Annotated in this window: 21 protein-coding genes and 1 pseudogene; 18 read left to right on the plus strand and 4 right to left on the minus strand. The window is 66.3% G+C overall.

Going from position 1 to position 24682, the window contains the following annotated elements; translation table 11 throughout:
• Positions 1 to 97: 97 nt before the first annotated feature.
• From secE to tuf, 15 genes are all read left to right on the plus strand, one after another.
• Positions 98 to 385, plus strand: a complete 288-nt coding sequence (gene secE, locus OHA11_RS27970) for a preprotein translocase subunit SecE (protein ID WP_055610500.1) — start codon at positions 98 to 100, stop codon at positions 383 to 385.
• Positions 386 to 462: 77 nt separating this feature from the next.
• Positions 463 to 1371 (plus strand): transcription termination/antitermination protein NusG, encoded by a 909-nt coding sequence (nusG, locus tag OHA11_RS27975; protein WP_266500983.1) that lies wholly within the window; start codon positions 463 to 465, stop codon positions 1369 to 1371.
• Between the two features lie 181 nt (positions 1372 to 1552).
• The gene (rplK, locus tag OHA11_RS27980) at positions 1553 to 1987 is read left to right on the plus strand and encodes a 50S ribosomal protein L11 (protein ID WP_010986329.1); all 435 of its coding nucleotides are present in this window, start codon (positions 1553 to 1555) and stop codon (positions 1985 to 1987) included.
• Between the two features lie 91 nt (positions 1988 to 2078).
• On the plus strand, positions 2079 to 2804 hold the full coding sequence (gene rplA, locus OHA11_RS27985) for a 50S ribosomal protein L1 (RefSeq protein ID WP_143642867.1): 726 nt from the start codon (positions 2079 to 2081) through the stop codon (positions 2802 to 2804).
• A gap of 160 nt (positions 2805 to 2964) precedes the next feature.
• Positions 2965 to 3864, plus strand: a complete 900-nt coding sequence (locus tag OHA11_RS27990) for a hypothetical protein (RefSeq protein WP_266500986.1) — start codon at positions 2965 to 2967, stop codon at positions 3862 to 3864.
• 146 nt (positions 3865 to 4010) lie between these two features.
• A complete protein-coding gene (locus OHA11_RS27995) occupies positions 4011 to 4871 on the plus strand; it encodes a DUF1396 domain-containing protein (RefSeq protein WP_266500987.1) in 861 nt (286 codons plus the stop codon).
• Between the two features lie 325 nt (positions 4872 to 5196).
• Positions 5197 to 5727 (plus strand): 50S ribosomal protein L10, encoded by a 531-nt coding sequence (gene rplJ, locus OHA11_RS28000; protein ID WP_266500988.1) that lies wholly within the window; start codon positions 5197 to 5199, stop codon positions 5725 to 5727.
• A 110-nt stretch (positions 5728 to 5837) separates the two neighbouring features.
• Positions 5838 to 6221, plus strand: a complete 384-nt coding sequence (gene rplL / locus OHA11_RS28005) for a 50S ribosomal protein L7/L12 (protein WP_266500990.1) — start codon at positions 5838 to 5840, stop codon at positions 6219 to 6221.
• A gap of 665 nt (positions 6222 to 6886) precedes the next feature.
• Positions 6887 to 10369, plus strand: a complete 3483-nt coding sequence (rpoB, locus tag OHA11_RS28010) for a DNA-directed RNA polymerase subunit beta (protein ID WP_266500993.1) — start codon at positions 6887 to 6889, stop codon at positions 10367 to 10369.
• 97 nt (positions 10370 to 10466) lie between these two features.
• Complete coding sequence (locus tag OHA11_RS28015; RefSeq protein ID WP_266500996.1) at positions 10467 to 14366, plus strand: DNA-directed RNA polymerase subunit beta'; 3900 nt, start codon at positions 10467 to 10469, stop codon at positions 14364 to 14366.
• 295 nt (positions 14367 to 14661) lie between these two features.
• Positions 14662 to 15123 carry a DUF1707 and DUF4190 domain-containing protein gene (locus OHA11_RS28020; RefSeq protein ID WP_266507510.1) on the plus strand — a complete coding sequence of 154 codons (462 nt, stop codon included), beginning with the start codon at positions 14662 to 14664 and terminating at the stop codon, positions 15121 to 15123.
• A gap of 291 nt (positions 15124 to 15414) precedes the next feature.
• On the plus strand, positions 15415 to 15786 hold the full coding sequence (gene rpsL, locus OHA11_RS28025) for a 30S ribosomal protein S12 (protein WP_003948652.1): 372 nt from the start codon (positions 15415 to 15417) through the stop codon (positions 15784 to 15786).
• A gap of 2 nt (positions 15787 to 15788) precedes the next feature.
• A complete protein-coding gene (rpsG, locus tag OHA11_RS28030; RefSeq protein WP_030345396.1) occupies positions 15789 to 16259 on the plus strand; it encodes a 30S ribosomal protein S7 in 471 nt (156 codons plus the stop codon).
• 39 nt (positions 16260 to 16298) lie between these two features.
• On the plus strand, positions 16299 to 18428 hold the full coding sequence (gene fusA, locus OHA11_RS28035; protein WP_266501001.1) for an elongation factor G: 2130 nt from the start codon (positions 16299 to 16301) through the stop codon (positions 18426 to 18428).
• Positions 18429 to 18596: 168 nt separating this feature from the next.
• On the plus strand, positions 18597 to 19790 hold the full coding sequence (tuf, locus tag OHA11_RS28040; protein ID WP_266501003.1) for an elongation factor Tu: 1194 nt from the start codon (positions 18597 to 18599) through the stop codon (positions 19788 to 19790).
• Between the two features lie 167 nt (positions 19791 to 19957).
• On the opposite strand, the gene OHA11_RS28045 is transcribed toward tuf, so the two are convergent.
• The 4 genes and pseudogenes from OHA11_RS28045 to OHA11_RS28060 form a co-directional block, all read right to left on the minus strand.
• Positions 19958 to 20374 carry a PIN domain-containing protein gene (locus OHA11_RS28045; RefSeq protein ID WP_266501005.1) on the minus strand — a complete coding sequence of 139 codons (417 nt, stop codon included), beginning with the start codon at positions 20372 to 20374 and terminating at the stop codon, positions 19958 to 19960.
• A 2-nt stretch (positions 20375 to 20376) separates the two neighbouring features.
• The gene (locus OHA11_RS28050; RefSeq protein WP_266501007.1) at positions 20377 to 20625 is read right to left on the minus strand and encodes a type II toxin-antitoxin system VapB family antitoxin; all 249 of its coding nucleotides are present in this window, start codon (positions 20623 to 20625) and stop codon (positions 20377 to 20379) included.
• 91 nt (positions 20626 to 20716) lie between these two features.
• The gene (locus OHA11_RS28055; RefSeq protein WP_266501010.1) at positions 20717 to 21670 is read right to left on the minus strand and encodes a helix-turn-helix domain-containing protein; all 954 of its coding nucleotides are present in this window, start codon (positions 21668 to 21670) and stop codon (positions 20717 to 20719) included.
• A gap of 310 nt (positions 21671 to 21980) precedes the next feature.
• A pseudogene (locus OHA11_RS28060) lies at positions 21981 to 22456 on the minus strand (ATP-binding protein).
• 140 nt (positions 22457 to 22596) lie between these two features.
• Here OHA11_RS28060 and OHA11_RS28065 point away from each other — a divergent pair.
• From OHA11_RS28065 to OHA11_RS28075, 3 genes are all read left to right on the plus strand, one after another.
• Positions 22597 to 23445, plus strand: a complete 849-nt coding sequence (locus tag OHA11_RS28065; RefSeq protein ID WP_266501013.1) for a helix-turn-helix transcriptional regulator — start codon at positions 22597 to 22599, stop codon at positions 23443 to 23445.
• Positions 23442 to 23630, plus strand: a complete 189-nt coding sequence (locus OHA11_RS28070; RefSeq protein ID WP_266501015.1) for a DUF397 domain-containing protein — start codon at positions 23442 to 23444, stop codon at positions 23628 to 23630. The genes OHA11_RS28065 and OHA11_RS28070 overlap by 4 nt, the downstream gene beginning before the upstream one ends.
• Positions 23631 to 23737: 107 nt before the next feature.
• Positions 23738 to 24604: a hypothetical protein gene (locus OHA11_RS28075; RefSeq protein ID WP_266501017.1), complete on the plus strand. Its 867-nt coding sequence runs from the start codon at positions 23738 to 23740 to the stop codon at positions 24602 to 24604.
• Positions 24605 to 24682 lie beyond the last annotated feature (78 nt).

The raw sequence follows: 24682 nt of genomic DNA on the forward strand, positions 1-24682 counted from the left end.
TCGCCAGGATGTGTGCACATGTACGTACTGCAATGCACCGCCGTGCGGCTCATACCCGGGCGCGGCACGGCCACGACCCGGAATCAGGTGAGGACGAGTGACGGACGCCGTGGGCTCCATCGACATGCCTGATGCCCAGGATGAGGCGCCGGAGTCCCAGAAGAAGGGCCGCAAGGGCGGTAAGCGTGCCAAGAAGGGCCCGCTGAAGCGCCTCGCTCTCTTCTACCGCCAGATCGTCGCGGAACTCCGCAAGGTGGTCTGGCCGACCCGCAATCAGCTGACGACGTACACCACAGTGGTGATTGTGTTCGTTGTCATCATGATCGGTCTGGTGACTGTGATTGACTTCGGACTCGACAAGGCCGCCAAGTACGTATTCGGCTGAGCCAAGCGCGAAGGGCGCCGTACCCGGCGCCCGCTTTCGCGTGTTCCACCCCCATGATCCAGGAAGAAGCAGCCACCGTGTCTGACCCGAACCTGAACGACGCCGGCGAGTCGGTCGAGTCCGTTGACGACGAGCTCGACATCGTCGAGGGCGCGGACGTCGAGGACGAGGTCGAGGCTGCCGACGCCGAAGCCGGCGAGGCCGCCGAAGAGGCTGCCCTGCACGTCGAGGACGAGTCCGGTGAGGACGTCGAGACCGACGTGGACGCCGAGGACCTGACCGCCTCCGAGGGCGAGGACGACGGCGAGGACGCGGCCGTCTCCGAGGAGACCGACGAAGCCGAAGAGGCCGAGGAAGAGGCCGAGCCGGTCGACCCCGTCGAGGCCCTCCGCGAGGAACTTCGCACGCTGCCCGGCGAGTGGTACGTCATCCACACGTACGCCGGCTACGAGAACCGCGTGAAGACCAACCTCGAGCAGCGCGCCGTCTCACTGAACGTCGAGGACTTCATCTTCGCGGCCGAGGTGCCGCAGGAAGAGGTCGCGCAGATCAAGAACGGCGAGCGCAAGACCGTCCGTCAGAACAAGCTCCCCGGCTACGTGCTGGTGCGCATGGACCTGACGAACGAGTCCTGGGGCGTCGTCCGCAACACGCCCGGAGTCACCGGCTTCGTGGGCAACGCCTACGACCCGTACCCGCTGACGCTGGACGAGATCGTGAAGATGCTCGCCCCGGAGGCCGAGGAGAAGGCGGCCCGCGAGGCGGCCGAAGCCGAGGGCAAGCCGGCTCCGTCCCGCAAGCTCGAGGTCCAGGTGCTGGACTTCGAGGTGGGTGACTCGGTCACCGTCACCGACGGCCCGTTCGCGACGCTGCAGGCGACCATCAACGAGATCAACGCCGACTCGAAGAAGGTCAAGGGCCTTGTCGAGATCTTCGGCCGCGAGACCCCGGTCGAGCTGAGCTTCGACCAGATCCAGAAGAACTGACCCCTTTCGGGACGATCTTCTGGAGCACACGCCTCCGACCAGGTCAGACGGGCTCTCGCAGCCCGTCTGACCTGCTCGGTTTTTGGCCGCGCACAGATACCCGTTATCGTTGTGCGGTATGCCTCCATCCGGATGATCCGGAACGGAGGCTGAAAACTCTCACTAGGACCCGGAGAGAGCAATGCCTCCCAAGAAGAAGAAGGTCACGGGGCTCATCAAGCTCCAGATCCAGGCCGGTGCGGCCAACCCGGCGCCGCCGGTCGGCCCCGCGCTGGGCCAGCACGGCGTCAACATCATGGAGTTCTGCAAGGCCTACAACGCCGCGACCGAGTCGCAGCGCGGTTGGGTCATCCCGGTGGAGATCACGGTCTACGAAGACCGCTCCTTCACCTTCATCACCAAGACCCCGCCGGCCGCGAAGATGATCCTCAAGGCCGCTGGTGTCGAGAAGGGCTCCGGCGAGCCGCACAAGACCAAGGTCGCCAAGATCACCCAGGCGCAGGTCCGCGAGATCGCCACCACCAAGCTGCCCGACCTGAACGCCAACGACCTGGACGCCGCGTCGAAGATCATCGCCGGCACCGCCCGTTCCATGGGCATCACGGTCGAGGGCTGAACCCCACCTTCGTAGAACACGCGGCCTCGGCCGCACGTGGCAGGGCCTGCTCGGCCCCTACCACGACTCCTCAGAACACACAGGAGCAGTAGTGAGCAAGCGCAGCAAGTCTCTCCGCGCTGCGGACGCCAAGATCGACCGGGACAAGCAGTACGCCCCGCTCGAGGCCGTCCGTCTCGCCAAGGAGACCTCCACGTCCAAGTTCGACGGCACCGTCGAGGTCGCCTTCCGTCTGGGTGTCGACCCGCGCAAGGCCGACCAGATGGTCCGTGGCACCGTGAACCTCCCGCACGGCACCGGTAAGACCGCCCGGGTCCTGGTCTTCGCGACCGGTGACCGTGCCGAGGCCGCGACCGCCGCGGGCGCCGACATCGTCGGCTCCGACGAACTCATCGACGAGGTGGCGAAGGGCCGGCTGGACTTCGACGCCGTCGTCGCCACCCCGGACCTCATGGGCAAGGTCGGCCGCCTGGGCCGCGTCCTCGGCCCGCGTGGTCTGATGCCGAACCCGAAGACCGGCACCGTGACCCCGGACGTGGCCAAGGCCGTGACCGAGATCAAGGGCGGCAAGATCGAGTTCCGCGTCGACAAGCACTCGAACCTGCACTTCATCATCGGCAAGACCTCGTTCGACGAGACCCAGCTGGTGGAGAACTACGGCGCCGCGCTGGAGGAGATCCTCCGTCTGAAGCCGTCCGCCGCCAAGGGCCGCTACATCCGGAAGGCCGCGATCAGCACCACGATCGGCCCCGGCATCCCGCTCGACCCGAACCGCACCCGCAACCTCCTCGTCGAGGAGGACCCGGCCGCCGTCTGAGCCCGACGCTCACCGGCAGCCGCGTCACGCACGCGATTCCAGGACGGGCCCCGCAACCTTTCGAGGTGCGGGGCCCGTCCCTTTGTTGGGTGCCCGTTTCGGACCGGGTGTCAGTGGCCTGCGCTAGCGTGCGGGGCACCGGAATCGCATTGGGGGACGAATGAAGAGCACGACCGTGCGACGCGCGACTGTCTCGATAGCGGTGGCCGCCGCTCTGACCGGGGTCGCGGCCTGCAGTGGCTCGGACTCCGGCGAGGGCTCGGGAGGGGGCGACAAGGCGGCCGGGAAGGCCAGGACCCAGGTGAACCCGATCGCGGCCCTGCGCTCCGTCGAGCAGTCCACCGACAAGGCCGACTCCGCCAAGGTCGAGTCCACCACGACCATGGGCACGATGATGTCCATGAAGGCGGACGGCGCCCTCGGCTGGGCCGACGGCCTCACCGGCGATCTGACGATCACGTACACCGGCGGCACGATGGCCGACCAGATGCGCCAGCTGGGCACCACCTCCATGGAGGCCCGCTATCTGCCGGACGCCTACTACGCGAAGATGGGCGACAAGTTCGCCGAGCAGTCCGGCGGCAAGCACTGGATCAAGTACGCGTACGCCGACCTGGCCGACCTCGCCGGCGGATCGGGCGCGTACATGAAGGACCAGATGCAGAACACCACGCCGAACCAGTCGGTGAAGCTCCTGCTGGCCTCCGGGGACGTCAAGAAGGTCGGCGAGGAGAAGGTGCGCGGCGAGAACACCACGCACTACTCGGGCACGGTCGACGTCGCGGACCTCGCGGGCGAGAGCTCGAACCTCACCGCGGACCAACTGGCCGACATGAAGCGCCAGTTGGAGCAGGCCGGAGTCACCACCGAGACCGTCGACATATGGGTCAACGACGAGGACCTGCTGGTGAAGAAGGTCGAGAAGGGCGAGCTGGCGACCGGCTCGATGTCCTCGACGGCGTACTACAGCGACTACGGCGTGAAGGTCTCCACCGAGGAGCCCCCGGCGGCCGACACCGCCGACTTCAAGGACCTGATGCGGACTCAGCCGGCGGCCTGAGAGCTCTCGTACGGGACGCAGGGGGCGCCGCCCAGGCGTCCCGGGCGTCGCACCGGCCTCACGAGAACTCGGAGGATCGCCCGAGTCCCTCTGGGATACGCTCGCGCCTTGTCTGTGAGTCGCTCATCTGTTCCTTGGGGGGAACCATGAAGTTTTCTGTGCGCGGGTCCGCGCGTCGTGGTGCGACCGGTGCGGCGCTCGCCGCGCTGGTCCTCACCGGGGGTGCCGTCGGCTGCTCGAAGGACGGCGCGAGCGAGGAGTCACCGAAGATGACGCCCGCCGCGGCCGTGGCCAAGGCGGCGAAGAACACGGAGGACATCACCTCCATCAGCTACCGGATGACCGGCAGGACCCCTGAGGAGGGGCGCGTCAAGGCCGATGCGCAGATGCGCATGAAGCCGGACGTCGCCATGAGCATGAAGATCACCGCCCTCGACCAGGGCGCGGACGGCACCGCCGAGATACGTCTCGTCGACAAGGCGATGTACATCGGCGGAGGCGCGGCGGCCGCCAAGGAGATGGACGGCAAGAGCTGGATCAAGTTCGACCTGTCCACGCTGGGGGACGACGCGCTGGGCGGCGCGGCCCCGGGCGCCGGGACGGCCGACAAGAACCCGGCCCAGGAGTCCACCTTCCTCACCGGCTCCAAGGACGTGAAGAAGGTCGGCACCGAGAAGGTCGACGGCGTCGAGACCACTCACTACAAGGGCACGGTCGCCCTCGACGACTTCCGCGAGTCCCTCAAGGACGAGAGCAAGACCACGCGCGAGCAGCGGGAGAAGAGCCTCGAACAGTACGAGAAAATGGGCGTGGACACGCTCACGATGGACATGTGGATCGACGGCGAGGACCACGCCAAGCAGTTCCGTATGCGGGGCGACGCCGACAAGGGCAAGCTCGACATGACCATCACCTTCGTCGACTACAACAAGCCCGTGACGGTCGAGGCCCCGCCGGCCAAGGACGTCATGGACCTGGCCGAGATGATGGGCGACATCAAGAGCTGACATCGCGAGCCGATATCGGCGTCGGTCGGCGTATGACGTCGGCCGACGTACGGATTTGCTTGACAGCGACCCGTTCACGTAACCTTCCACAGAAGCCAAAGACCGCTGGTCGTTGCCGTGTACTTGTTCAAGGGCACGGTGACCGAAGGATCCGCTGAAACTGCGGACGACCCGCGTAGGTGACTGTGGATGAACTCCCGGACAGTCCCGTATTCACGTACGGATTCCGTCCGGTCGAGTCACGCCCCGTGCGCCTGCGCCGGGGCGTTTCGTTTTCCCAGTCTCCTTCTGAGCGGTCCTCATCACCCGGAAGGAGGCCACGCTTATGGCAAGGCCCGACAAGGCTGCCGCGGTAGCCGAGCTCGCGGACCAGTTCCGCAGCTCGAACGCCGCTGTGCTGACCGAGTACCGGGGTCTCACCGTGGCGCAGCTCAAGACGCTGCGTCGTTCGCTCGGTGAAGACGCCCAGTACGCCGTGGTGAAGAACACGCTGACCAAGATCGCGGCCAACGAGGCCGGGATCTCGACGCTCGACGACCTGTTCAACGGTCCGACGGCGGTTGCCTTCATCACCGGTGACCCGGTGGTGTCGGCGAAGGGTCTTCGTGACTTCGCCAAGGACAACCCGAACCTCGTCATCAAGGGCGGTGTCCTTGACGGCAAGGCGCTGTCCGCCGACGAGATCAAGAAGCTTGCGGACCTCGAGTCCCGCGAGGTTCTGCTCGCCAAGCTGGCCGGTGCCATGAAGGGCAAGCAGACTCAGGCTGCGCAGCTCTTCCAGGCGCTGCCGTCGAAGTTCGTCCGCACTGCGGAGGCGCTTCGCGTCAAGCTCGAAGAGCAGGGCGGTGCCGAGTAATTCGGCTCGCGCATTGACCGCCGCCTGAGGCGACGGTCACAGCGGGCCGAACGTACGCCCGCCTCACCAGTACATACCGGCACCTGCCGAATGAGTGGAAGGACGCCATCATGGCGAAGCTGTCCCAGGAAGAGCTGCTCGCGCAGTTCGAGAACCTCACCCTCATCGAGCTCTCCGAGTTCGTGAAGGCCTTCGAGGAGAAGTTCGACGTCACCGCCGCCGCCGCGGTCGCCGTTGCCGGCCCCGCCGGCCCGGGCGCCGTTGCCGAGGTCGCTGAGGAGCAGGACGAGTTCGACGTCATCCTCACGGGTGCCGGCGAGAAGAAGATCCAGGTCATCAAGGTCGTGCGTGAGCTGACCTCGCTGGGTCTGAAGGAGGCCAAGGACCTCGTCGACGGCGCTCCGAAGCCGGTCCTCGAGAAGGTCGCCAAGGAGGCCGCCGAGAAGGCCGCCGAGTCCCTCAAGGGCGCCGGCGCCTCCGTCGAGGTCAAGTAACCCCACGAGTCGCCCGCCACGCGCCGCAAGGCGTGTCGTGGCAGCGGCTCCAGTGAGCTGACACAGCCGCCCGAACAGGGGCTGTAACGCTGACGCACTGAAGAGCGATCATCCATCTGGGTGGTCGCTCTTCGGCGTTCGAGGGGGCCGTGCGGTGGCTGCCTTGCGCAGTAGGTCGCGGCGAGTATCGTGATCTTCGTTCGTGCCTCCGGCCGCCCTGTGACGGGCAGCGAGACAGGTTGCAAGACGGGTTGCAAGTGACGATGGCAGCACTCGTTTTGGGCATGGGGGGCCTTGACGAACCGCACGCAGCGCGCAATTCTCAGGACGCGTCGTCACAACGATCCGGATCCGAGGCATGGATCGGTGGCGAAGAGGGCAGTATCGATGTGCATCGAGGGCGTGGCTTGCAGCAGGGGTTGAGAACAACGAGGGTCTTCAAAAACCCGCACTGGACATCAGTGGGCCTAGTGGCTACACTGACCCTTTGCGCTGCCTGTTAGCTGCCTCCTGCCCGTCACCAGGGGCATGCCCTCGCTTGAGCACTGTGGATTGAAACGACCCTGACCTGGTCCTTTTCGGCTGGTTCAGGAAACGTCTGTCTCTGTGCCCGGCTTGGGACCGGTACGCGCGTAGTGAGTCCGAGCCCTCGGAAGGACCCCCTCTTGGCCGCCTCGCGCACTGCCTCCGCGAATACGAACAACGGCGCCAGCACCGCCCCGCTGCGCATTTCCTTTGCAAAGATCAAGGAGCCGCTCGAGGTTCCGAACCTTCTTGCGCTGCAGACCGAGAGCTTCGACTGGCTGCTCGGCAATGCCGCGTGGAAGGCTCGCGTCGAGGCGGCTCTGGATTCAGGTCAGGACGTCCCCACCAAGTCCGGTCTGGAGGAGATCTTCGAGGAGATCTCCCCGATCGAGGACTTCTCCGGGTCGATGTCGCTGACCTTCCGCGACCACCGTTTCGAGCCTCCGAAGAACAGCATCGACGAGTGCAAGGAGCGCGACTTCACGTACTCCGCGCCGCTCTTCGTCACCGCCGAGTTCACCAACAACGAGACCGGCGAGATCAAGTCCCAGACGGTCTTCATGGGCGATTTCCCGCTCATGACCAACAAGGGCACCTTCGTCATCAACGGCACCGAGCGTGTCGTCGTGTCGCAGCTGGTCCGTTCGCCGGGCGTCTACTTCGACTCCTCGATCGACAAGACGTCCGACAAGGACATCTTCTCCGCGAAGGTCATCCCGTCCCGGGGTGCCTGGCTGGAGATGGAGATCGACAAGCGCGACATGGTCGGTGTCCGCATCGACCGCAAGCGCAAGCAGTCGGTCACCGTCCTCCTCAAGGCTCTCGGCTGGACGACCGAGCAGATCCTGGAGGAGTTCGGCGAGTACGAGTCCATGCGCGCCACCCTGGAGAAGGACCACACCCAGGGCCAGGACGACGCGCTGCTCGACATCTACCGCAAGCTGCGTCCGGGCGAGCCGCCGACCCGAGAGGCCGCCCAGACCCTGCTGGAGAACCTCTACTTCAACCCGAAGCGCTACGACCTCGCCAAGGTCGGCCGCTACAAGGTCAACAAGAAGCTGGGCGGCGAAGCCCCGCTGGACGCCGGCATCCTGACCGTCGAGGACATCATCTCGACGATCAAGTACCTGGTGAAGCTGCACGCCGGTGAGACCGAGACCGTCGGTGACAGCGGCACCTCGATCGTCGTCGAGACCGACGACATCGACCACTTCGGCAACCGTCGTCTGCGTAACGTCGGCGAGCTCATCCAGAACCAGGTCCGTACGGGTCTGGCGCGTATGGAGCGAGTCGTCCGTGAGCGCATGACGACTCAGGACGTCGAGGCGATCACGCCGCAGACCCTGATCAACATCCGGCCGGTCGTCGCCTCCATCAAGGAGTTCTTCGGCACCAGCCAGCTGTCGCAGTTCATGGACCAGAACAACCCGCTGTCGGGTCTCACCCACAAGCGCCGTCTGTCGGCGCTCGGCCCGGGTGGTCTCTCCCGTGAGCGGGCCGGCTTCGAGGTCCGTGACGTGCACCCCTCGCACTACGGCCGCATGTGCCCGATCGAGACCCCCGAAGGCCCGAACATCGGCCTGATCGGCTCGCTCGCCTCCTACGGCCGGGTCAACGCGTTCGGTTTCGTCGAGACGCCGTACCGCAAGGTCGTCGGCGGTCAGGTCACCGACGAGGTCGACTACCTGACGGCCGACGAAGAGGACCGGTTCGTCATCGCGCAGGCCAACGCCTCGCTCAATGACGACATGCGTTTCGACGAGGCCCGTGTCCTGGTCCGCCGTCGTGGCGGTGAGGTCGACTACGTCCCCGGTGACGACGTCGACTACATGGACGTCTCGCCGCGCCAGATGGTGTCCGTCGCCACCGCGATGATCCCCTTCCTGGAGCACGACGACGCCAACCGTGCCCTCATGGGCGCGAACATGATGCGCCAGGCCGTGCCGCTGATCACCGCCGAGGCCCCCCTCGTCGGTACGGGCATGGAGTACCGCTGCGCCGTCGACGCCGGTGACGTCATCAAGGCCGAGAAGGCGGGTGTCGTCCAGGAGGTTTCCGCGGACTACGTCACCGTGGCCAACGACGACGGCACGTACACCACCTACCGGGTGGCCAAGTTCTCCCGTTCCAACCAGGGAACCTCGGTCAACCAGAAGGTCGTCGTCGACGAGGGCGACCGGGTCGTCGAGAACCAGGTTCTCGCCGACGGTCCGGCCACCCAGGAAGGCGAGATGGCGCTGGGCAAGAACCTGCTCGTCGCCTTCATGCCGTGGGAGGGTCACAACTACGAGGACGCGATCATCCTGTCGCAGCGCCTCGTGCAGGACGACGTCCTCTCCTCGATCCACATCGAGGAGCACGAGGTCGACGCCCGTGACACCAAGCTCGGCCCCGAGGAGATCACCCGGGACATCCCGAACGTCTCCGAGGAGGTCCTCGCCGACCTCGACGAGCGCGGCATCATCCGCATCGGTGCCGAGGTCGTCGCCGGTGACATCCTGGTCGGCAAGGTCACGCCCAAGGGTGAGACCGAGCTGACCCCGGAGGAGCGCCTGCTCCGCGCGATCTTCGGTGAGAAGGCGCGCGAAGTGCGCGACACCTCGCTGAAGGTGCCGCACGGCGAGATCGGCAAGGTCATCGGCGTCCGCGTCTTCGACCGTGAAGAGGGCGACGAGCTGCCGCCGGGCGTGAACCAGCTGGTTCGTGTCTACGTGGCTCAGAAGCGCAAGATCACCGACGGTGACAAGCTCGCCGGCCGTCACGGCAACAAGGGCGTCATCTCCAAGATCCTGCCGATCGAGGACATGCCGTTCCTGGAGGACGGCACCCCGGTCGACATCATCCTCAACCCGCTGGGTGTCCCGTCCCGAATGAACCCGGGACAGGTCCTGGAGATCCACCTCGGCTGGCTCGCCAGCCGCGGCTGGGACGTCTCCGGGCTCGGCGACGAGTGGGCGCAGCGTCTCCAGTCCATCGAGGCGGACAAGGTCGACCCCGGCACGAACGTCGCCACCCCCGTCTTCGACGGTGCGCGTGAGGACGAGCTGGCCGGTCTGCTCCAGCACACCATCCCGAACCGCGACGGCGAGCGCATGGTGCTCCCCACCGGTAAGGCGCCTCTGTTCGACGGCCGCTCCGGCGAGCCGTTCCCGGAGCCGATCTCGGTCGGCTACATGTACATCCTCAAGCTCCACCACCTGGTCGACGACAAGCTGCACGCCCGGTCGACCGGTCCGTACTCGATGATCACCCAGCAGCCGCTGGGTGGTAAGGCCCAGTTCGGTGGCCAGCGCTTCGGTGAGATGGAGGTGTGGGCGCTGGAGGCTTATGGCGCCGCTTACGCCCTCCAGGAGCTGCTGACCATCAAGTCCGACGACGTGACCGGCCGCGTGAAGGTCTACGAGGCCATCGTCAAGGGCGAGAACATCCCCGAGCCCGGCATTCCCGAGTCCTTCAAGGTGCTCATCAAGGAAATGCAGTCGCTCTGCCTCAACGTGGAGGTGCTGTCCTCGGACGGCATGTCCATCGAGATGCGCGACACGGACGAGGACGTCTTCCGCGCCGCGGAGGAGCTCGGTATCGACCTGTCCCGGCGCGAGCCGAGCAGCGTCGAAGAGGTCTGACGGGTCTGGCCGGGGCTCCCTGAACAAGAGCCCCGGCTAACCCCGGACCCCAGTCAGACCAGTGAAGAATCGACCCCGAAAGAGGGATTGACGACAAGTGCTCGACGTCAACTTCTTCGACGAGCTGCGGATCGGCCTTGCTACCGCTGACGACATTCGTCAGTGGTCCCACGGTGAGGTCAAGAAGCCGGAGACCATCAACTACCGCACCCTCAAGCCCGAAAAGGACGGACTCTTCTGCGAGAAGATCTTCGGTCCGACCCGGGACTGGGAGTGCTACTGCGGCAAGTACAAGCGTGTCCGCTTCAAGGGCATCATCTGCGAGCGCTGCGGCGTCGAGGTCACTCGCGCCAAGGTGCGTCGTGAGCGGATGGGCCACATTGAGCTGGCCGCTCCCGTGACCCACATCTGGTACTTCAAGGGCGTTCCGTCGCGGCTGGGCTACCTGCTCGACCTCGCCCCGAAGGACCTGGAGAAGGTCATCTACTTCGCCGCGTACATGATCACGTACGTGGACGACGAGCGTCGTACCCGCGACCTGCCGTCGCTGGAGGCTCACGTCTCCGTCGAGCGTCAGCAGGTCGAGAACCGTCGCGACGCCGACCTCGAAACCCGCGCCAAGAAGCTCGAGACCGACCTGGCCGAGCTTGAGGCCGAGGGCGCCAAGGCCGACGTACGCCGCAAGGTGCGCGAAGGTGCCGAGCGTGAGATGAAGCAGCTGCGCGACCGTGCGCAGCGCGAGATCGACCGTCTCGACGAGGTGTGGACCCGCTTCAAGAACCTCAAGGTCCAGGACCTGGAGGGTGACGAGCTCCTCTACCGCGAGCTGCGTGACCGCTTCGGGACCTACTTCGACGGCTCCATGGGTGCGGCTGCCCTGCAGAAGCGCCTGGAGTCCTTCGACCTGGACGAGGAGGCCGAGCGCCTCCGCGAGATCATCCGTACCGGCAAGGGCCAGAAGAAGACCCGTGCGCTGAAGCGGCTGAAGGTCGTGTCTGCGTTCCTGCAGACCTCCAACAGCCCCAAGGGCATGGTTCTCGACTGCGTCCCGGTCATCCCGCCGGACCTTCGCCCGATGGTGCAGCTGGACGGTGGCCGCTTCGCGACCTCCGACCTGAACGACCTGTACCGCCGTGTGATCAACCGGAACAACCGTCTGAAGCGGCTTCTCGACCTCGGTGCTCCAGAGATCATCGTGAACAACGAGAAGCGCATGCTTCAGGAGGCCGTCGACGCGCTCTTCGACAACGGCCGTCGTGGCCGCCCGGTGACGGGCCCCGGCAACCGTCCGCTGAAGTCGCTGTCCGACATGCTCAAGGGCAAGCAGGGCCGATTCCGTCAGAACCTGCTCGGCAAGCGTGTGGACTACTCCGCGCGTTCCGTGATCGTCGTCGGTCCGCAGCTGAAGCTGCACCAGTGCGGTCTGCCGAAGGCGATGGCGCTGGAGCTCTTCAAGCCGTTCGTGATGAAGCGCCTGGTCGACCTGAACCACGCGCAGAACATCAAGAGCGCGAAGCGCATGGTGGAGCGCGGCCGTACGGTCGTGTACGACGTCCTCGAAGAGGTCATCGCCGAGCACCCGGTTCTGCTGAACCGTGCTCCCACCCTGCACCGCCTCGGCATCCAGGCCTTCGAACCGCAGCTGGTCGAGGGCAAGGCCATCCAGATCCACCCGCTCGTCTGCACCGCGTTCAACGCGGACTTCGACGGTGACCAGATGGCCGTGCACCTGCCGCTCTCCGCGGAGGCGCAGGCCGAGGCCCGCATCCTGATGCTGTCCTCGAACAACATCCTCAAGCCCGCGGACGGCCGTCCGGTGACGATGCCGACCCAGGACATGGTCCTCGGTCTGTTCTTCCTCACCACCGACGGCGAGCTGCGGGACGTCAAGGGCGAGGGCCGGTCCTTCGGCTCCGCGGCCGAGGCGATCATGGCGTTCGACGCCGGTGACCTCTCGCTGCAGTCGCGCGTGGACATCCGCTTCCCGGTGGGCACCATCCCGCCGCGCGGCTGGACCCCGCCGGTGCAGGAGGAGGGCGACCCGGAGTGGCAGCAGGGTGACACCTTCCGCCTGAACACCACGCTGGGCCGCGCGCTCTTCAACGAGCTGCTGCCCGAGGACTACCCGTTCGTCGACTACGAGGTCGGCAAGAAGCAGCTCTCCGAGATCGTCAACGACCTCGCCGAGCGCTACCCCAAGGTCATCGTGGCGGCGACGCTCGACAACCTGAAGGCGGCCGGCTTCTACTGGGCGACCCGTTCCGGCGTCACCGTGGCCATCTCCGACATCGTCGTTCCCGACGCGAAGCGCGCGATCGTCAAGGGCTACGAGGACCAGGACGAGAAGGTCCAGAAGCAGTACGAGCGTGGTCTGATCACCAAGGACGAGCGCACGCAGGAGCTCATCGCGATCTGGACCAAGGCGACCAACGAGGTTGCCGAGGCGATGAACGCGAACTTCCCGAAGACCAACCCGGTCTCGATGATGGTCAACTCGGGCGCCCGCGGAAACATGATGCAGATGCGTCAGATCGCCGGTATGCGTGGTCTGGTGTCGAACGCCAAGAACGAGACGATCCCGCGTCCCATCAAGGCGTCCTTCCGTGAAGGCCTGTCCGTGCTGGAGTACTTCATCTCCACGCACGGTGCCCGTAAGGGTCTGGCGGACACCGCCCTGCGTACCGCCGACTCGGGTTACCTCACCCGTCGTCTGGTCGACGTCTCCCAGGACGTCATCATTCGCGAGGAGGACTGCGGTACCGACCGCGGCCTGCGTCTGGCGATCGCCGAGCGGGGCGCCGACGGCGTCCTGCGCAAGACGGAGAACGTCGAGACCAGCGTGTACGCACGTGCGCTGGCCGAGGACATCACCGTCGACGGCAAGGTGCTGGCCCCGGCCAACACCGACCTGGGCGACGTCCTCATCGACGAGCTCGTCAAGTACGGCATCGAGGAGGTCAAGACCCGTTCGGTCCTGACCTGCGAGTCCGCCGTCGGTACCTGCGCCATGTGCTACGGCCGCTCGCTGGCCACCGGCAAGCTGGTCGACATCGGTGAGGCGGTCGGCATCATCGCCGCCCAGTCCATCGGTGAGCCCGGCACGCAGCTGACGATGCGTACCTTCCACACCGGTGGTGTGGCCGGTGACGACATCACCCAGGGTCTGCCCCGTGTCGTCGAGCTCTTCGAGGCTCGTACGCCGAAGGGTGTCGCCCCGATCTCCGAGGCCTCCGGCCGCGTGCGGATCGAGGAGACCGAGAAGACCAAGAAGCTCGTCGTCACCCCCGACGACGGCAGCGACGAGACGGCGTTCCCGATCTCGAAGCGTGCCCGTCTGCTGGTGGGCGAGGGCGACCACGTCGAGGTGGGCCAGAAGCTCACCGTGGGTGCCACCAACCCGCACGACGTGCTGCGCATCCTGGGTCAGCGTGCCGTCCAGGTCCACCTGGTCGGCGAAGTCCAGCGGGTCTACAACTCGCAGGGCGTGTCGATCCACGACAAGCACATCGAGATCATCATCCGGCAGATGCTCCGCCGTGTGACGATCATCGAGTCCGGCGACGCCGAGCTGCTGCCCGGCGAGCTCGTCGAGCGCTCGAAGTTCGAGACCGAGAACCGTCGTGTGGTCCAGGAAGGCGGCCACCCGGCCTCCGGCCGTCCGCAGCTGATGGGTATCACCAAGGCCTCGCTGGCGACGGAGTCCTGGCTGTCGGCCGCCTCCTTCCAGGAGACGACCCGAGTCCTGACGGATGCGGCGATCAACGCCAAGTCCGACAGCCTCATCGGCCTCAAGGAGAACGTCATCATCGGTAAGCTCATCCCGGCCGGTACGGGCCTGTCCCGCTACCGCAACATCCGGGTCGAGCCGACCGAGGAGGCCAAGGCCGCGATGTACTCGGCCGTCGGCTACGACGACATCGACTACTCGCCGTTCGGCACGGGCTCCGGCCAGGCCGTTCCGCTGGAGGACTACGACTACGGTCCGTACAACCAGTAAGCGGGTCGCTTGAGTTGAAGGGCGGTCACCTTTCGGGGTGGCCGCCCTTCGGCTTTTCCCGTGACGGGAACCTATGCCGGAAATGCCGCGTTGGAGCATGATGGAAGGCCAGTCGCTGGGGGGAGGTGCTCCCGTGTCGTACCCGTCGTGGCAGCCCGGGGAGGGGCCGAAGGATCCACAGGTCCCGCAGGGGCCGGGCGGTCCGCCGTCCTGGCGCGGGCCGAGTGGTCCACCGCCGTTCTGGCCCCAGCAGAGCGTTCCGCCGCAGCCCGGGTACGTGGACAGCGGGCATTCCATGCTCGCCTCCCACGCCGATCGGGAGCGGGCCGTCGACGTGCTCAGAGCGGGCTTCGGCGAGGGACGCATGGAGCAGGCCGAGTTCGAGAAGCGGGTGGCACGGGCCTACGCGGCCCGTACGGTGGGCGAGCTGGCCCTTCTGGTGGCCGACCTCCCTCAGGGCCCCGTACCGCTGCCGGCGGCCGCAGCGGCCGTGCCACGGACCTTCCTGCCCATGCAGGTGCCGAAGACGAACGAGAAGGCGATCGGCGCGGCGATCTGCGGCGGGCTCTGCCTCGTGACCGTCGGGCTCACCGGCATTCCCGCCGTGATCCTGGGCCATTCCGCGCGCTCCGAGATCCGGCGCACGGGCGAGGGCGGTGACGGTCTCGCGCTCACCGGGCTCGTCCTCGGCTGGCTGTCCACGGCGGGCTGGGCGCTCCTGGTGACACTGCTGCTCATCGCGGCGGTGACGACCTGACGAAGATCGGGAACGGCGCGGTGGCTTGGCGAGGCCCGCTCGGAAATGTTAGTGCGGTCCATTTGTTTTGACCGCAGCGTATGAGGTAGGTACGCTCAGACCTTGTGCCTGGGGTGTGCCCTGGCTCCCGTGCGTGCCTTCGAACCGCAGGGGAAGCCGTAAGCGGCCACCGTAAATCTGCGCCCTTCCCGCCTTTCGGCGGGAGTCTGCAGGCTTCGACACACCCGACCGCGTGGGTCGGCGGTGTTCCAGGTTAGCTTCACCATTCGGCACACAGAAACCGGAGAAGTAGTGCCTACGATCCAGCAGCTGGTCCGGAAGGGCCGGCAGGACAAGGTCGAGAAGAACAAGACGCCCGCACTCGAGGGTTCGCCCCAGCGTCGCGGCGTCTGCACGCGTGTGTTCACGACCACCCCGAAGAAGCCGAACTCGGCCCTGCGTAAGGTCGCGCGTGTGCGTCTGACCAGCGGGATCGAAGTCACCGCTTACATTCCGGGTGAGGGACACAACCTGCAGGAGCACTCCATCGTGCTCGTGCGTGGTGGCCGTGTGAAGGACCTGCCGGGTGTTCGCTACAAGATCATCCGAGGTTCGCTTGACACGCAGGGTGTCAAGAACCGCAAGCAGGCCCGCAGCCGCTACGGCGCCAAGAAGGAGAAGTAGAAATGCCTCGTAAGGGCCCCGCCCCGAAGCGCCCGGTCATCATCGACCCGGTCTACGGTTCCCCTCTGGTGACCTCCCTGATCAACAAGGTGCTGCTCAACGGCAAGCGCTCCACCGCCGAGCGCATCGTCTACGGCGCCATGGAGGGCCTGCGCGAGAAGACCGGCAACGACCCGGTCATCACGCTCAAGCGCGCTCTGGAGAACATCAAGCCGACTCTTGAGGTCAAGTCCCGCCGTGTCGGTGGCGCCACCTACCAGGTGCCGGTCGAGGTCAAGCCCGGCCGCGCCAGCACCCTGGCGCTGCGCTGGCTGGTCGGTTACTCCCGCGCCCGTCGCGAGAAGACCATGACCGAGCGTCTGCTCAACGAGCTTCTCGACGCGTCCAACGGCCTCGGTGCCGCTGTGAAGAAGCGCGAGGACACCCACAAGATGGCCGAGTCCAACAAGGCCTTCGCGCACTACCGCTGGTAGTCGCTACCCCCATCGAGACCGAGAGAAGACCGAAGCCTTATGGCTACCACTTCACTTGACCTGGCCAGGGTCCGCAACATCGGGATCATGGCCCACATCGACGCGGGTAAGACGACCACCACCGAGCGGATCCTCTTCTACACCGGCGTCAGCTACAAGATCGGTGAAGTCCACGACGGCGCTGCCACCATGGACTGGATGGAGCAGGAGCAGGAGCGTGGCATCACGATCACCTCTGCTGCCACCACCTGTCACTGGCCGCTTGAGGACGACGACTACACGATCAACATCATCGACACCCCGGGGCACGTCGACTTCACGGTCGAGGTGGAGCGTTCGCTCCGCGTCCTCGACGGTGCCGTCACGGTGTTCGACGGTGTCGCGGGCGTTGAGCCGCAGTCCGAGACGGTGTGGCGTCAGGCCGACCGTTACGGCGTGCCGCGCATCTGCTTCGTGAACAAGCTGGACCGTACGGGCGCGGAGTTCCACCGCTGCGTCGACATGATCAAGGACCGCCTCGGTGCGGTTCCGCTGATCATGCAGCTTCCGATCGGTGCCGAGATGGACTTCAAGGGTGTTGTGGACCTGGTCCGCATGAAGGCGCTCGTGTGGTCCGCCGAGGCGGCCAAGGGCGAGATGTACGACGTCGTCGACATCCCGGCCACGCACGCCGAGGCTGCCGAGGAGTACCGCGGCAAGCTCGTCGAGGCCGTCGCGGAGAACGACGACGAGATCATGGAGCTGTTCCTGGAGGGCCAGGAGCCCACCGAGGAGCAGCTGTACGCCGCGATCCGTCGCGTCACCATCGCGTCCGGCAAGTCCAAGGGCGTCACGGTCACCCCGGTGTTCTGTGGCACCGCGTTCAAGAACAAGGGCGTCCAGCCCCTGCTCGACGCGGTCGTGCGCTACCTGCCGACCCCGCTCGACGTCGAGGCCATCGAAGGTCACGACGTCAAGGACCCCGAGGTCGTCGTCAAGCGCAAGCCGTCCGTGGACGAGCCGCTGTCCGCGCTCGCGTTCAAGATCATGAGCGACCCGCACCTGGGCAAGCTCACCTTCGTCCGGGTCTACTCGGGCCGCCTGGAGTCCGGCACCGCGGTGCTGAACTCCGTCAAGGGCAAGAAGGAGCGCATCGGCAAGATCTACCGCATGCACGCGAACAAGCGTGAGGAGATCGAGGCGGTGGGCGCCGGCGACATCGTCGCCGTGATGGGCCTGAAGCAGACCACCACCGGTGAGACGCTGTCCGACGACAAGAACCCGGTGATCCTGGAGTCCATGGACTTCCCGGCGCCGGTCATTCAGGTCGCGATCGAGCCCAAGTCCAAGGGTGACCAGGAGAAGCTGGGTGTCGCCATCCAGCGTCTCGCGGAGGAGGACCCCTCCTTCCAGGTTCACTCGGACGAGGAGACCGGCCAGACCATCATCGGCGGTATGGGCGAGCTGCACCTCGAGGTGCTGGTCGACCGTATGCGCCGTGAGTTCAAGGTCGAGGCCAACGTCGGTAAGCCGCAGGTCGCCTACCGTGAGACGATCCGCAAGGCCGTCGAGCGCGTGGACTACACCCACAAGAAGCAGACCGGCGGTACCGGTCAGTTCGCCAAGGTGCAGATCGCGATCGAGCCCATCACCGAGACCGACGGTCCGGCGTACGAGTTCGTGAACAAGGTGACCGGTGGCCGTATCCCGCGGGAGTACATCCCGTCGGTGGACGCCGGTGCGCAGGAGGCCATGCAGTTCGGCATCCTCGCCGGGTACGAGATGACGGGTGTCCGCATCACGCTTCTCGACGGTGCCTACCACGAGGTCGACTCCTCCGAGCTCGCCTTCAAGATCGCCGGTTCGCAGGCCTTCAAGGAGGCCGCCCGCAAGGCCAGCCCCGTGCTGCTCGAACCGATGATGGCCGTCGAGGTCACCACGCCCGAGGACTACATGGGCGATGTCATCGGCGACATCAACTCCCGCCGTGGCCAGATCCAGGCCATGGAGGAGCGTGCCGGTGCCCGCGTCGTGAAGGGCCTGGTTCCACTGTCGGAGATGTTCGGCTACGTCGGCGACCTCCGCAGCAAGACATCGGGTCGCGCGAGCTACTCGATGCAGTTCGACTCCTACGCCGAGGTTCCCCGGAACGTCGCCGAGGAGATCATCGCGAAGGCCAAGGGCGAGTAACTCAGCGAGTCGGACTCAACCGAGTTCACACCTTAGGCTTGACTCCGGAGCCTGCTGGGGCATTCCACCGCAAACAGCGGCGGAACCGCCCCGGGCCCCGGCTTTCCAGCAAAGATCACCTGGCGCCGATGAGTAAGGCGTACAGAACCACTCCACAGGAGGACCCCAGTGGCGAAGGCGAAGTTCGAGCGGACTAAGCCGCACGTCAACATCGGCACCATCGGTCACATCGACCACGGTAAGACGACCCTCACGGCCGCCATTACCAAGGTGCTGCATGACGCGTACCCGGACCTGAACGAGGCCTCGGCCTTCGACCAGATCGACAAGGCTCCTGAGGAGCGCCAGCGCGGTATCACGATCTCCATCGCGCACGTCGAGTACCAGACGGAGACGCGTCACTACGCCCACGTCGACTGCCCCGGTCACGCGGACTACATCAAGAACATGATCACGGGTGCGGCGCAGATGGACGGCGCCATCCTCGTTGTCGCCGCGACGGACGGCCCGATGCCGCAGACCAAGGAGCACGTGCTCCTGGCCCGCCAGGTCGGCGTTCCGTACATCGTCGTCGCCCTGAACAAGGCCGACATGGTGGACGACGAGGAGATCCTGGAGCTCGTCGAGCTCGAGGTCCGTGAGCTGCTCTCCGAGTACGAGTTCCCGGGCGACGACCTGCCGGTCGTCAAGGTCTCGGCGCTCAAGGCCCTTGAGGGCGACAAGGAGTGGGGCCAGACCGTCCTCGACCTGATGAAGGCCGTCGACGAGAGCATCCCGCAGCCCGAGCGTGACGTCGACAAGCCGTTCCTCATGCCCATCGAGGACGTCTTCACGATCACCGGTCGTGGCACGGTCGTCACCGGCCGTATCGAGCGTGGTGTCCTCAAGGTCAACGAGACCGTCGACATCGTCGGCATCAAGACCGAGAAGACCACCACCACGGTCACCGGCATCGAGATGTTCCGCAAGCTGCTCGACGAGGGCCAGGCGGGCGAGAACGTCGGCCTCCTCCTCCGTGGCATCAAGCGCGAGGACGTCGAGCGCGGCCAGGTCATCATCAAGCCCGGCTCGGTCACGCCCCACACCTCGTTCGAGGCCCAGGCGTACATCCTGTCCAAGGACGAGGGTGGCCGTCACACGCCGTTCTTCAACAACTACCGTCCCCAGTTCTACTTCCGTACGACTGACGTGACCGGTGTTGTGACCCTCCCCGAGGGCACGGAGATGGTCATGCCCGGCGACAACACTGAGATGACGGTCGACCTCATCCAGCCCGTCGCCATGGAAGAGGGCCTGAAGTTCGCCATCCGCGAGGGTGGCCGGACCGTGGGCGCCGGCCAGGTCACCAAGATCAACAAGTAAGCGTCGCTTACCTGTTGGGCTTGAACGCCTGGTAGCTCCAGCGTCAGCTGAGCTGAGAGCTCTTCGAAGGGGCCCGTACGACTTCGGTCGTGCGGGTCCTTTTGCTGTTTGCGCTGGAGAGAGCTGAACGCTGGAGAGGCACTGAGTGGCGATGAGCCGGAGCGGGGTCAGCCCGGGGGCGCGAACACGCTTCGTTCCGTCACGTCGGTGAGAATGCGGGCGGCAGCGCGGAAGTCGTTGTCGTCGTGCAGGACGACCAGGCCGTGGTGAGAGGCCGTGGCGCAGACCAGCCAGTCGATGACGGACAGGCTCTGGTGCTGGCCTCGTTGGGCGAGGCGGTACTGTGCCGCCTCGATCCACCGCCAGACGCCCTTCGGGACCGGCACGTCCGGGTACAGGTCGGCGAACATCTCCGTCATGAGGTCGTATTCGTCGAGACCGCGTGCGGACTGGAGGAACTCGGTGCGCTGTGCGGCGCATGAGCCGATGGCTCCTTCGTCGAGTTCGTGAGCCCAGAGGTCGTTGAGCTTTCTGTCGCGCTGGAGCCGCCACACGGCGGTCGAGTCGGCGAGATAGCGGATCACGGTCAGGCGATGCCCTTCTCCGTGGGCTCCCCGGCCGGGGCCCCCTTCTCCGCCGCGTGGCGCCGCCAGAAGTCGCCCTCATCCCACTGCTGGGCCCGCTCAAGATGCCGCAGCCTGGCCTCGGTGCGGCGGCGGCGCTCGGCGTACTCCCGGAGAGCGATGTTGACCATCTCCTTTTTGGTCTTGGCCCCCGACAGCCGCATGGCCTCGGCGAGGGCTTCGTCGTCGATGTCGATCTGAGTGGCGGACATCAGGCACCTCCGCAGATGGGCTCCATGGGCACCATACAAAGGTAGCCAATGCCTCATACATCCGCAGGGCCCTTCCAGGGGTTTCCGGCCGTCAGGCGACCTCCAGGAGATCGGATCGGCAGCCGCGGCAGCGGCCCGGCTCGGGCGCGCGGAAGGCGCGGTCGCAGCCGTCGCAGTTCTGGAGGGGGAGCGGGCGTACGGCCCGTACGGCCGCCGGGGCTGCGGGGAGTGGGGGCGGGAGGAGTTCGGCGAGGCGGTGGGCCAGGAAGCCAGCTGGGTGGCGCAGGGGGTCCTCGGGGAGGCTCGCCGTCAGGGTGCGGCGTACGGCTTCGGGGGCGGCGCCGCGTTCCAGCCAGGCGGTGACGGCGGGGGCGAGCCGGCTCACGTCGCGCTCCGCGAGGAGGAGGCGGGGGTCGTCGCGGTGCAGGCTTGCGAGGAGCGTGGTGGCGGTGCGGTGGCTGGCTGAGTCGTAGGTGTGTGGTTCGGGGAGAGGGTTCCTGGGGCGGGGATCTGCGGCGGGTGGCGGCGGAACCTTGACGTCAGGCCGTACGGGGGCGGGGTCGGCCTCGATCGCGGGGGCAGGAACCGGAACGGGGACGGGCTTCGGCTGGGGAGTGAGCCTGGACGTGGGTGTGTGCCCGGACGTGGGTGTGGGCCTGGACGTGGGCCTTGGGCCAGGCTTCTGGGCGTCGACGCCCCTCGGCTGGTTGTACGACACCGTGTGCGTGACGACTCGGCCGCTCGGCAGGCGTTCGCGGGTGCGGGCGAGATAGCCGTGCGCCTCCAGCTCCCGCAGGGCCGCCGCGATCCTCGTCTCGCCCTCGGGGAAGCGGGCCGCGAGCGTCTTGATGTCGGCGCGGGCGCCGGCGGGCAGCGACTGGATGTGGACGGCGAGCCCGATCGCGAGCCCGGACAACTCCCGGTGCTGGGCGAGGTGGTTGCCGATCACCGTGAAGCGGGTGGTGTGGCGGACGTTGATATGGGTGATGCCCCGCGGAATCCGGGGCTGGGCGCACGGGGGCGCGCTAGGGTTCTGCTCATCCATCGGGAAGTCCCTTTGACTACTTCTCGTTGGTCAGGCCCTCGATCGGGATGCCAGTCCCGGCCGGGGGCCGTCGCATGTTCTGGAATTGTCTAGCTGGTCGACTTGCTGGTCGACATGCTGTTGATGTCTCGGTTGTCGCGGGGCGAGCATATGCCCGCCAACCGGACGAAAATCCAGCTGAGTTGGCGATTGTCACCCTTGTGGGCGACGCGGCCTCGCGGTGCTGACGGGGGAGGCAGGAGGGGCTTGGTGGGGTTCTCTCCCCGGGTCTTGGAAAAGCAATTGATGTCGTGCGCTTCCGGTTGGCCATTCACCGGGATGTGACTTGCCGCGATCCGGGGGGAGCGGGTTGCGGTACGACGCTGATCTCGGCCCAGACCGTCTTGCGCGGGGGTGGGCCGAGCATGACGCCCCAGCGGTCGGCGAGGGCCTCGACGAGGACCAGACCTCGCCCCGACTCGGCTGTGGGGGTGGGATGTTGGGGCTGGGCGACCGGTCGGTCTCCACGCGTGTCGGTCACCTCGATGCGGAGGGTGCCGCCGATCACGTACAGCGTGAGGCGGAAGTCGCGGCCGGGTACGCGGCCGTGGGTGACCGCGTTGGCCGCCAGCTCGGCCACGATGTGCTCGGCATGTCCGGGTCCGACGGGAGTTCCCAGGTGCGGAGTTGCTCCGTCGTGAGCAGGCGGGCCAGGCGGGCGCCGCGGGGTGTGGGGGACAGGAGCACGCTGAAGTTGCGGATGGTGCAGTCGAGTTGGGACGGGGGTCGGACCGTTTCCTGATTCATGTGACTCAGCGTGGCGGATGATGCCTAGTCTGAGCTGCGATGACGACTGTGCGTACCGGGACTGTCCCGCCGTTGTCTCGTTCTGTCTTGGCTGTCTCGGGTGTCGTACGGGTACGGGTGGGCGTTGGAGGTGGGTGGGCATGAGCAGCGAAGGTGTGGACGAGGCGGGCTGGGACCTCGAACCCGGGGACGAGAGCGCGCCGTTGGTGGAAGCCGTGGGGCGACTGGTCAGGCTCTGCCGGGAGGCGGCCGGGATGCGGGTCGCCGACTTCGCGGAAGCCATCGGGTACGGCGAGGACATGATCCGCAAGATCGAGCGCGGGGCGCGGATTCCCCGGCCGGAGTTCCTTGACCGGGCGGACGAGCTCCTGAACGCGGGCGGGCATCTCAAGGCGTTCAAGGAGGACATGGAGAAGGCTCGGTACCCGAAGAAGGTGCGGGAGCTGAAGGAGTTGGAGGACCGGGCGGTCGAGCTGATGCAGTACAGCAACCACAACATCCAGGGGCTGTTGCAGACGCAGGAGTACGCACGGGCGCTGTACGAAATGAGGCAGCCCGCACTCACCTCGGACGTGGTGGAGCGAGAGATCGCCGCACGTATGAGCCGGAAGTCGATCTTCGAGCGGGAGCCCGCCCCGACGCTCAGTTTTGTCCAGGAACAAGTGACTCTGGAACGCCCGCTCGGTGGGAAAATGGTGTTGCGTCGACAGCTCCAACACTTGCTGAAGGTGGGGCGGTTGCGCAACGTCACACTTCAGGTCATGCCGACCGACTGCGAGGAGCATGCCGGAGTACAGGGCTTGATCCAGGTGCTGAAGTTCGCCGACGGCACGGCGGTCGGGCGTTGCGATGGTGCGTTCAACGGGCGCCCGGTCTCCAACCCGAAGGATCTTCGTATCCTTGAATTGCGGTATGGCATGATCCGCGCGCAGGCTCTCACCCCGAGGGAGTCTCTGGCCTTCATCGAGCGCACTCTGGGAGAACTATGAGCGCCACGGAACTCCACTGGTTCAAGAGCAGCTACAGCGATAGCAACGAACCCGGCGACTGCGTCGAGATAGCCCTCAGCTCCGCCGTCATCCACGTCCGCGACTCCAAGAACGCCGTTGGCCCCCGGCTCACCTTCGCCCCGACCACCTGGGCCGACTTCGTCTCGTACGCCTCCGGGAGCTGAACCATTCGCCTTTCTCTCCCCGATGTGCGGCAGTCTGTCCCAACTGCCCTTGCCTGCCTACGATGTGAGGGGGCGGTGACACCGCTCGGCTGCGCGAAGGGGGAACCGTGCAGAGCGAGATCGTCGTTGCGCTCATCACCGCGGCGGGAACCATCGGGGTGGCCTACGTCTCATTCAGGAGCGGATCACGAGATGGTCCCCTGCATGAGCCACTGATCGATCTGAGCGTCTACTGCGGGCATGTCTGGGGCGCGGCCAAGGCCGCGACGGACAGTTGCGGCGACGGTATTCACCGGCTGCAACGCACCGGGAGGACCGAGGAGCCGGCGGGCGGGACGTACGACGCCTACAGCGAAATGCTGCGGCAGAGCAAGGACAGCCTCGACGCCGCACTCAAAGAGTTCCGCGTGTACAGGCAGGCCGCTGAGAGCTTCGGAGGGACGCTGCGTCGTCTCTGTGAGGCCATCGATGCATCGTCTCCGTCGCCGGACGACAATCACCTTCAGATCTTGGGAACCGATCTATCGAACCTGCGATCGATCTTGCAGGATTTAAGCGACCAGTTCGAGTACTGCGTGAACGGTTATGTCTCCGGACTGTCGTCCAGCATGTCGGCCCGTAGGCGCCGTAGGTTCCGACGCGCGGCCCGGAAGCGGTACCGGTGGGGTGTGAAGAGCGGCAGCGCTCTGTTCGATCCGTCCCGGAGGCCCGCGGCCGAGGAGCCGCCTCAAGGTGGCGGCGCGGCGCCCGACGAGCCGGAAACGCGCGAGACACCTCCGTGCGGCCACTGCATCTGGCGCTGCCCGCACGCGCCCCCCGGCTGCGGCACGGCAAACGGGGACGCTGGGCCGGAAGCGACGAGCTCGGACCCACCCGTCGGCGGAACGGCTCCGCAGGGCATCACGGGAAGTGACGGGGCGCAGCTTGGCGGCGGATCGGTACCGCCACGGGCCATTGGGCGACAAACTGCGTGAGTGTGGAGCTCTCGATGCGCGGCCCGTGTTTGACCTGCGTCACCCTGGGGGTATTCTCTCCGGCTCGATTGGCCAGCC

The sequence above is a fragment of the Streptomyces sp. NBC_00878 genome (assembly GCF_026341515.1).
In the GTDB taxonomy this organism is placed as follows: Bacteria; Actinomycetota; Actinomycetes; order Streptomycetales; family Streptomycetaceae; genus Streptomyces.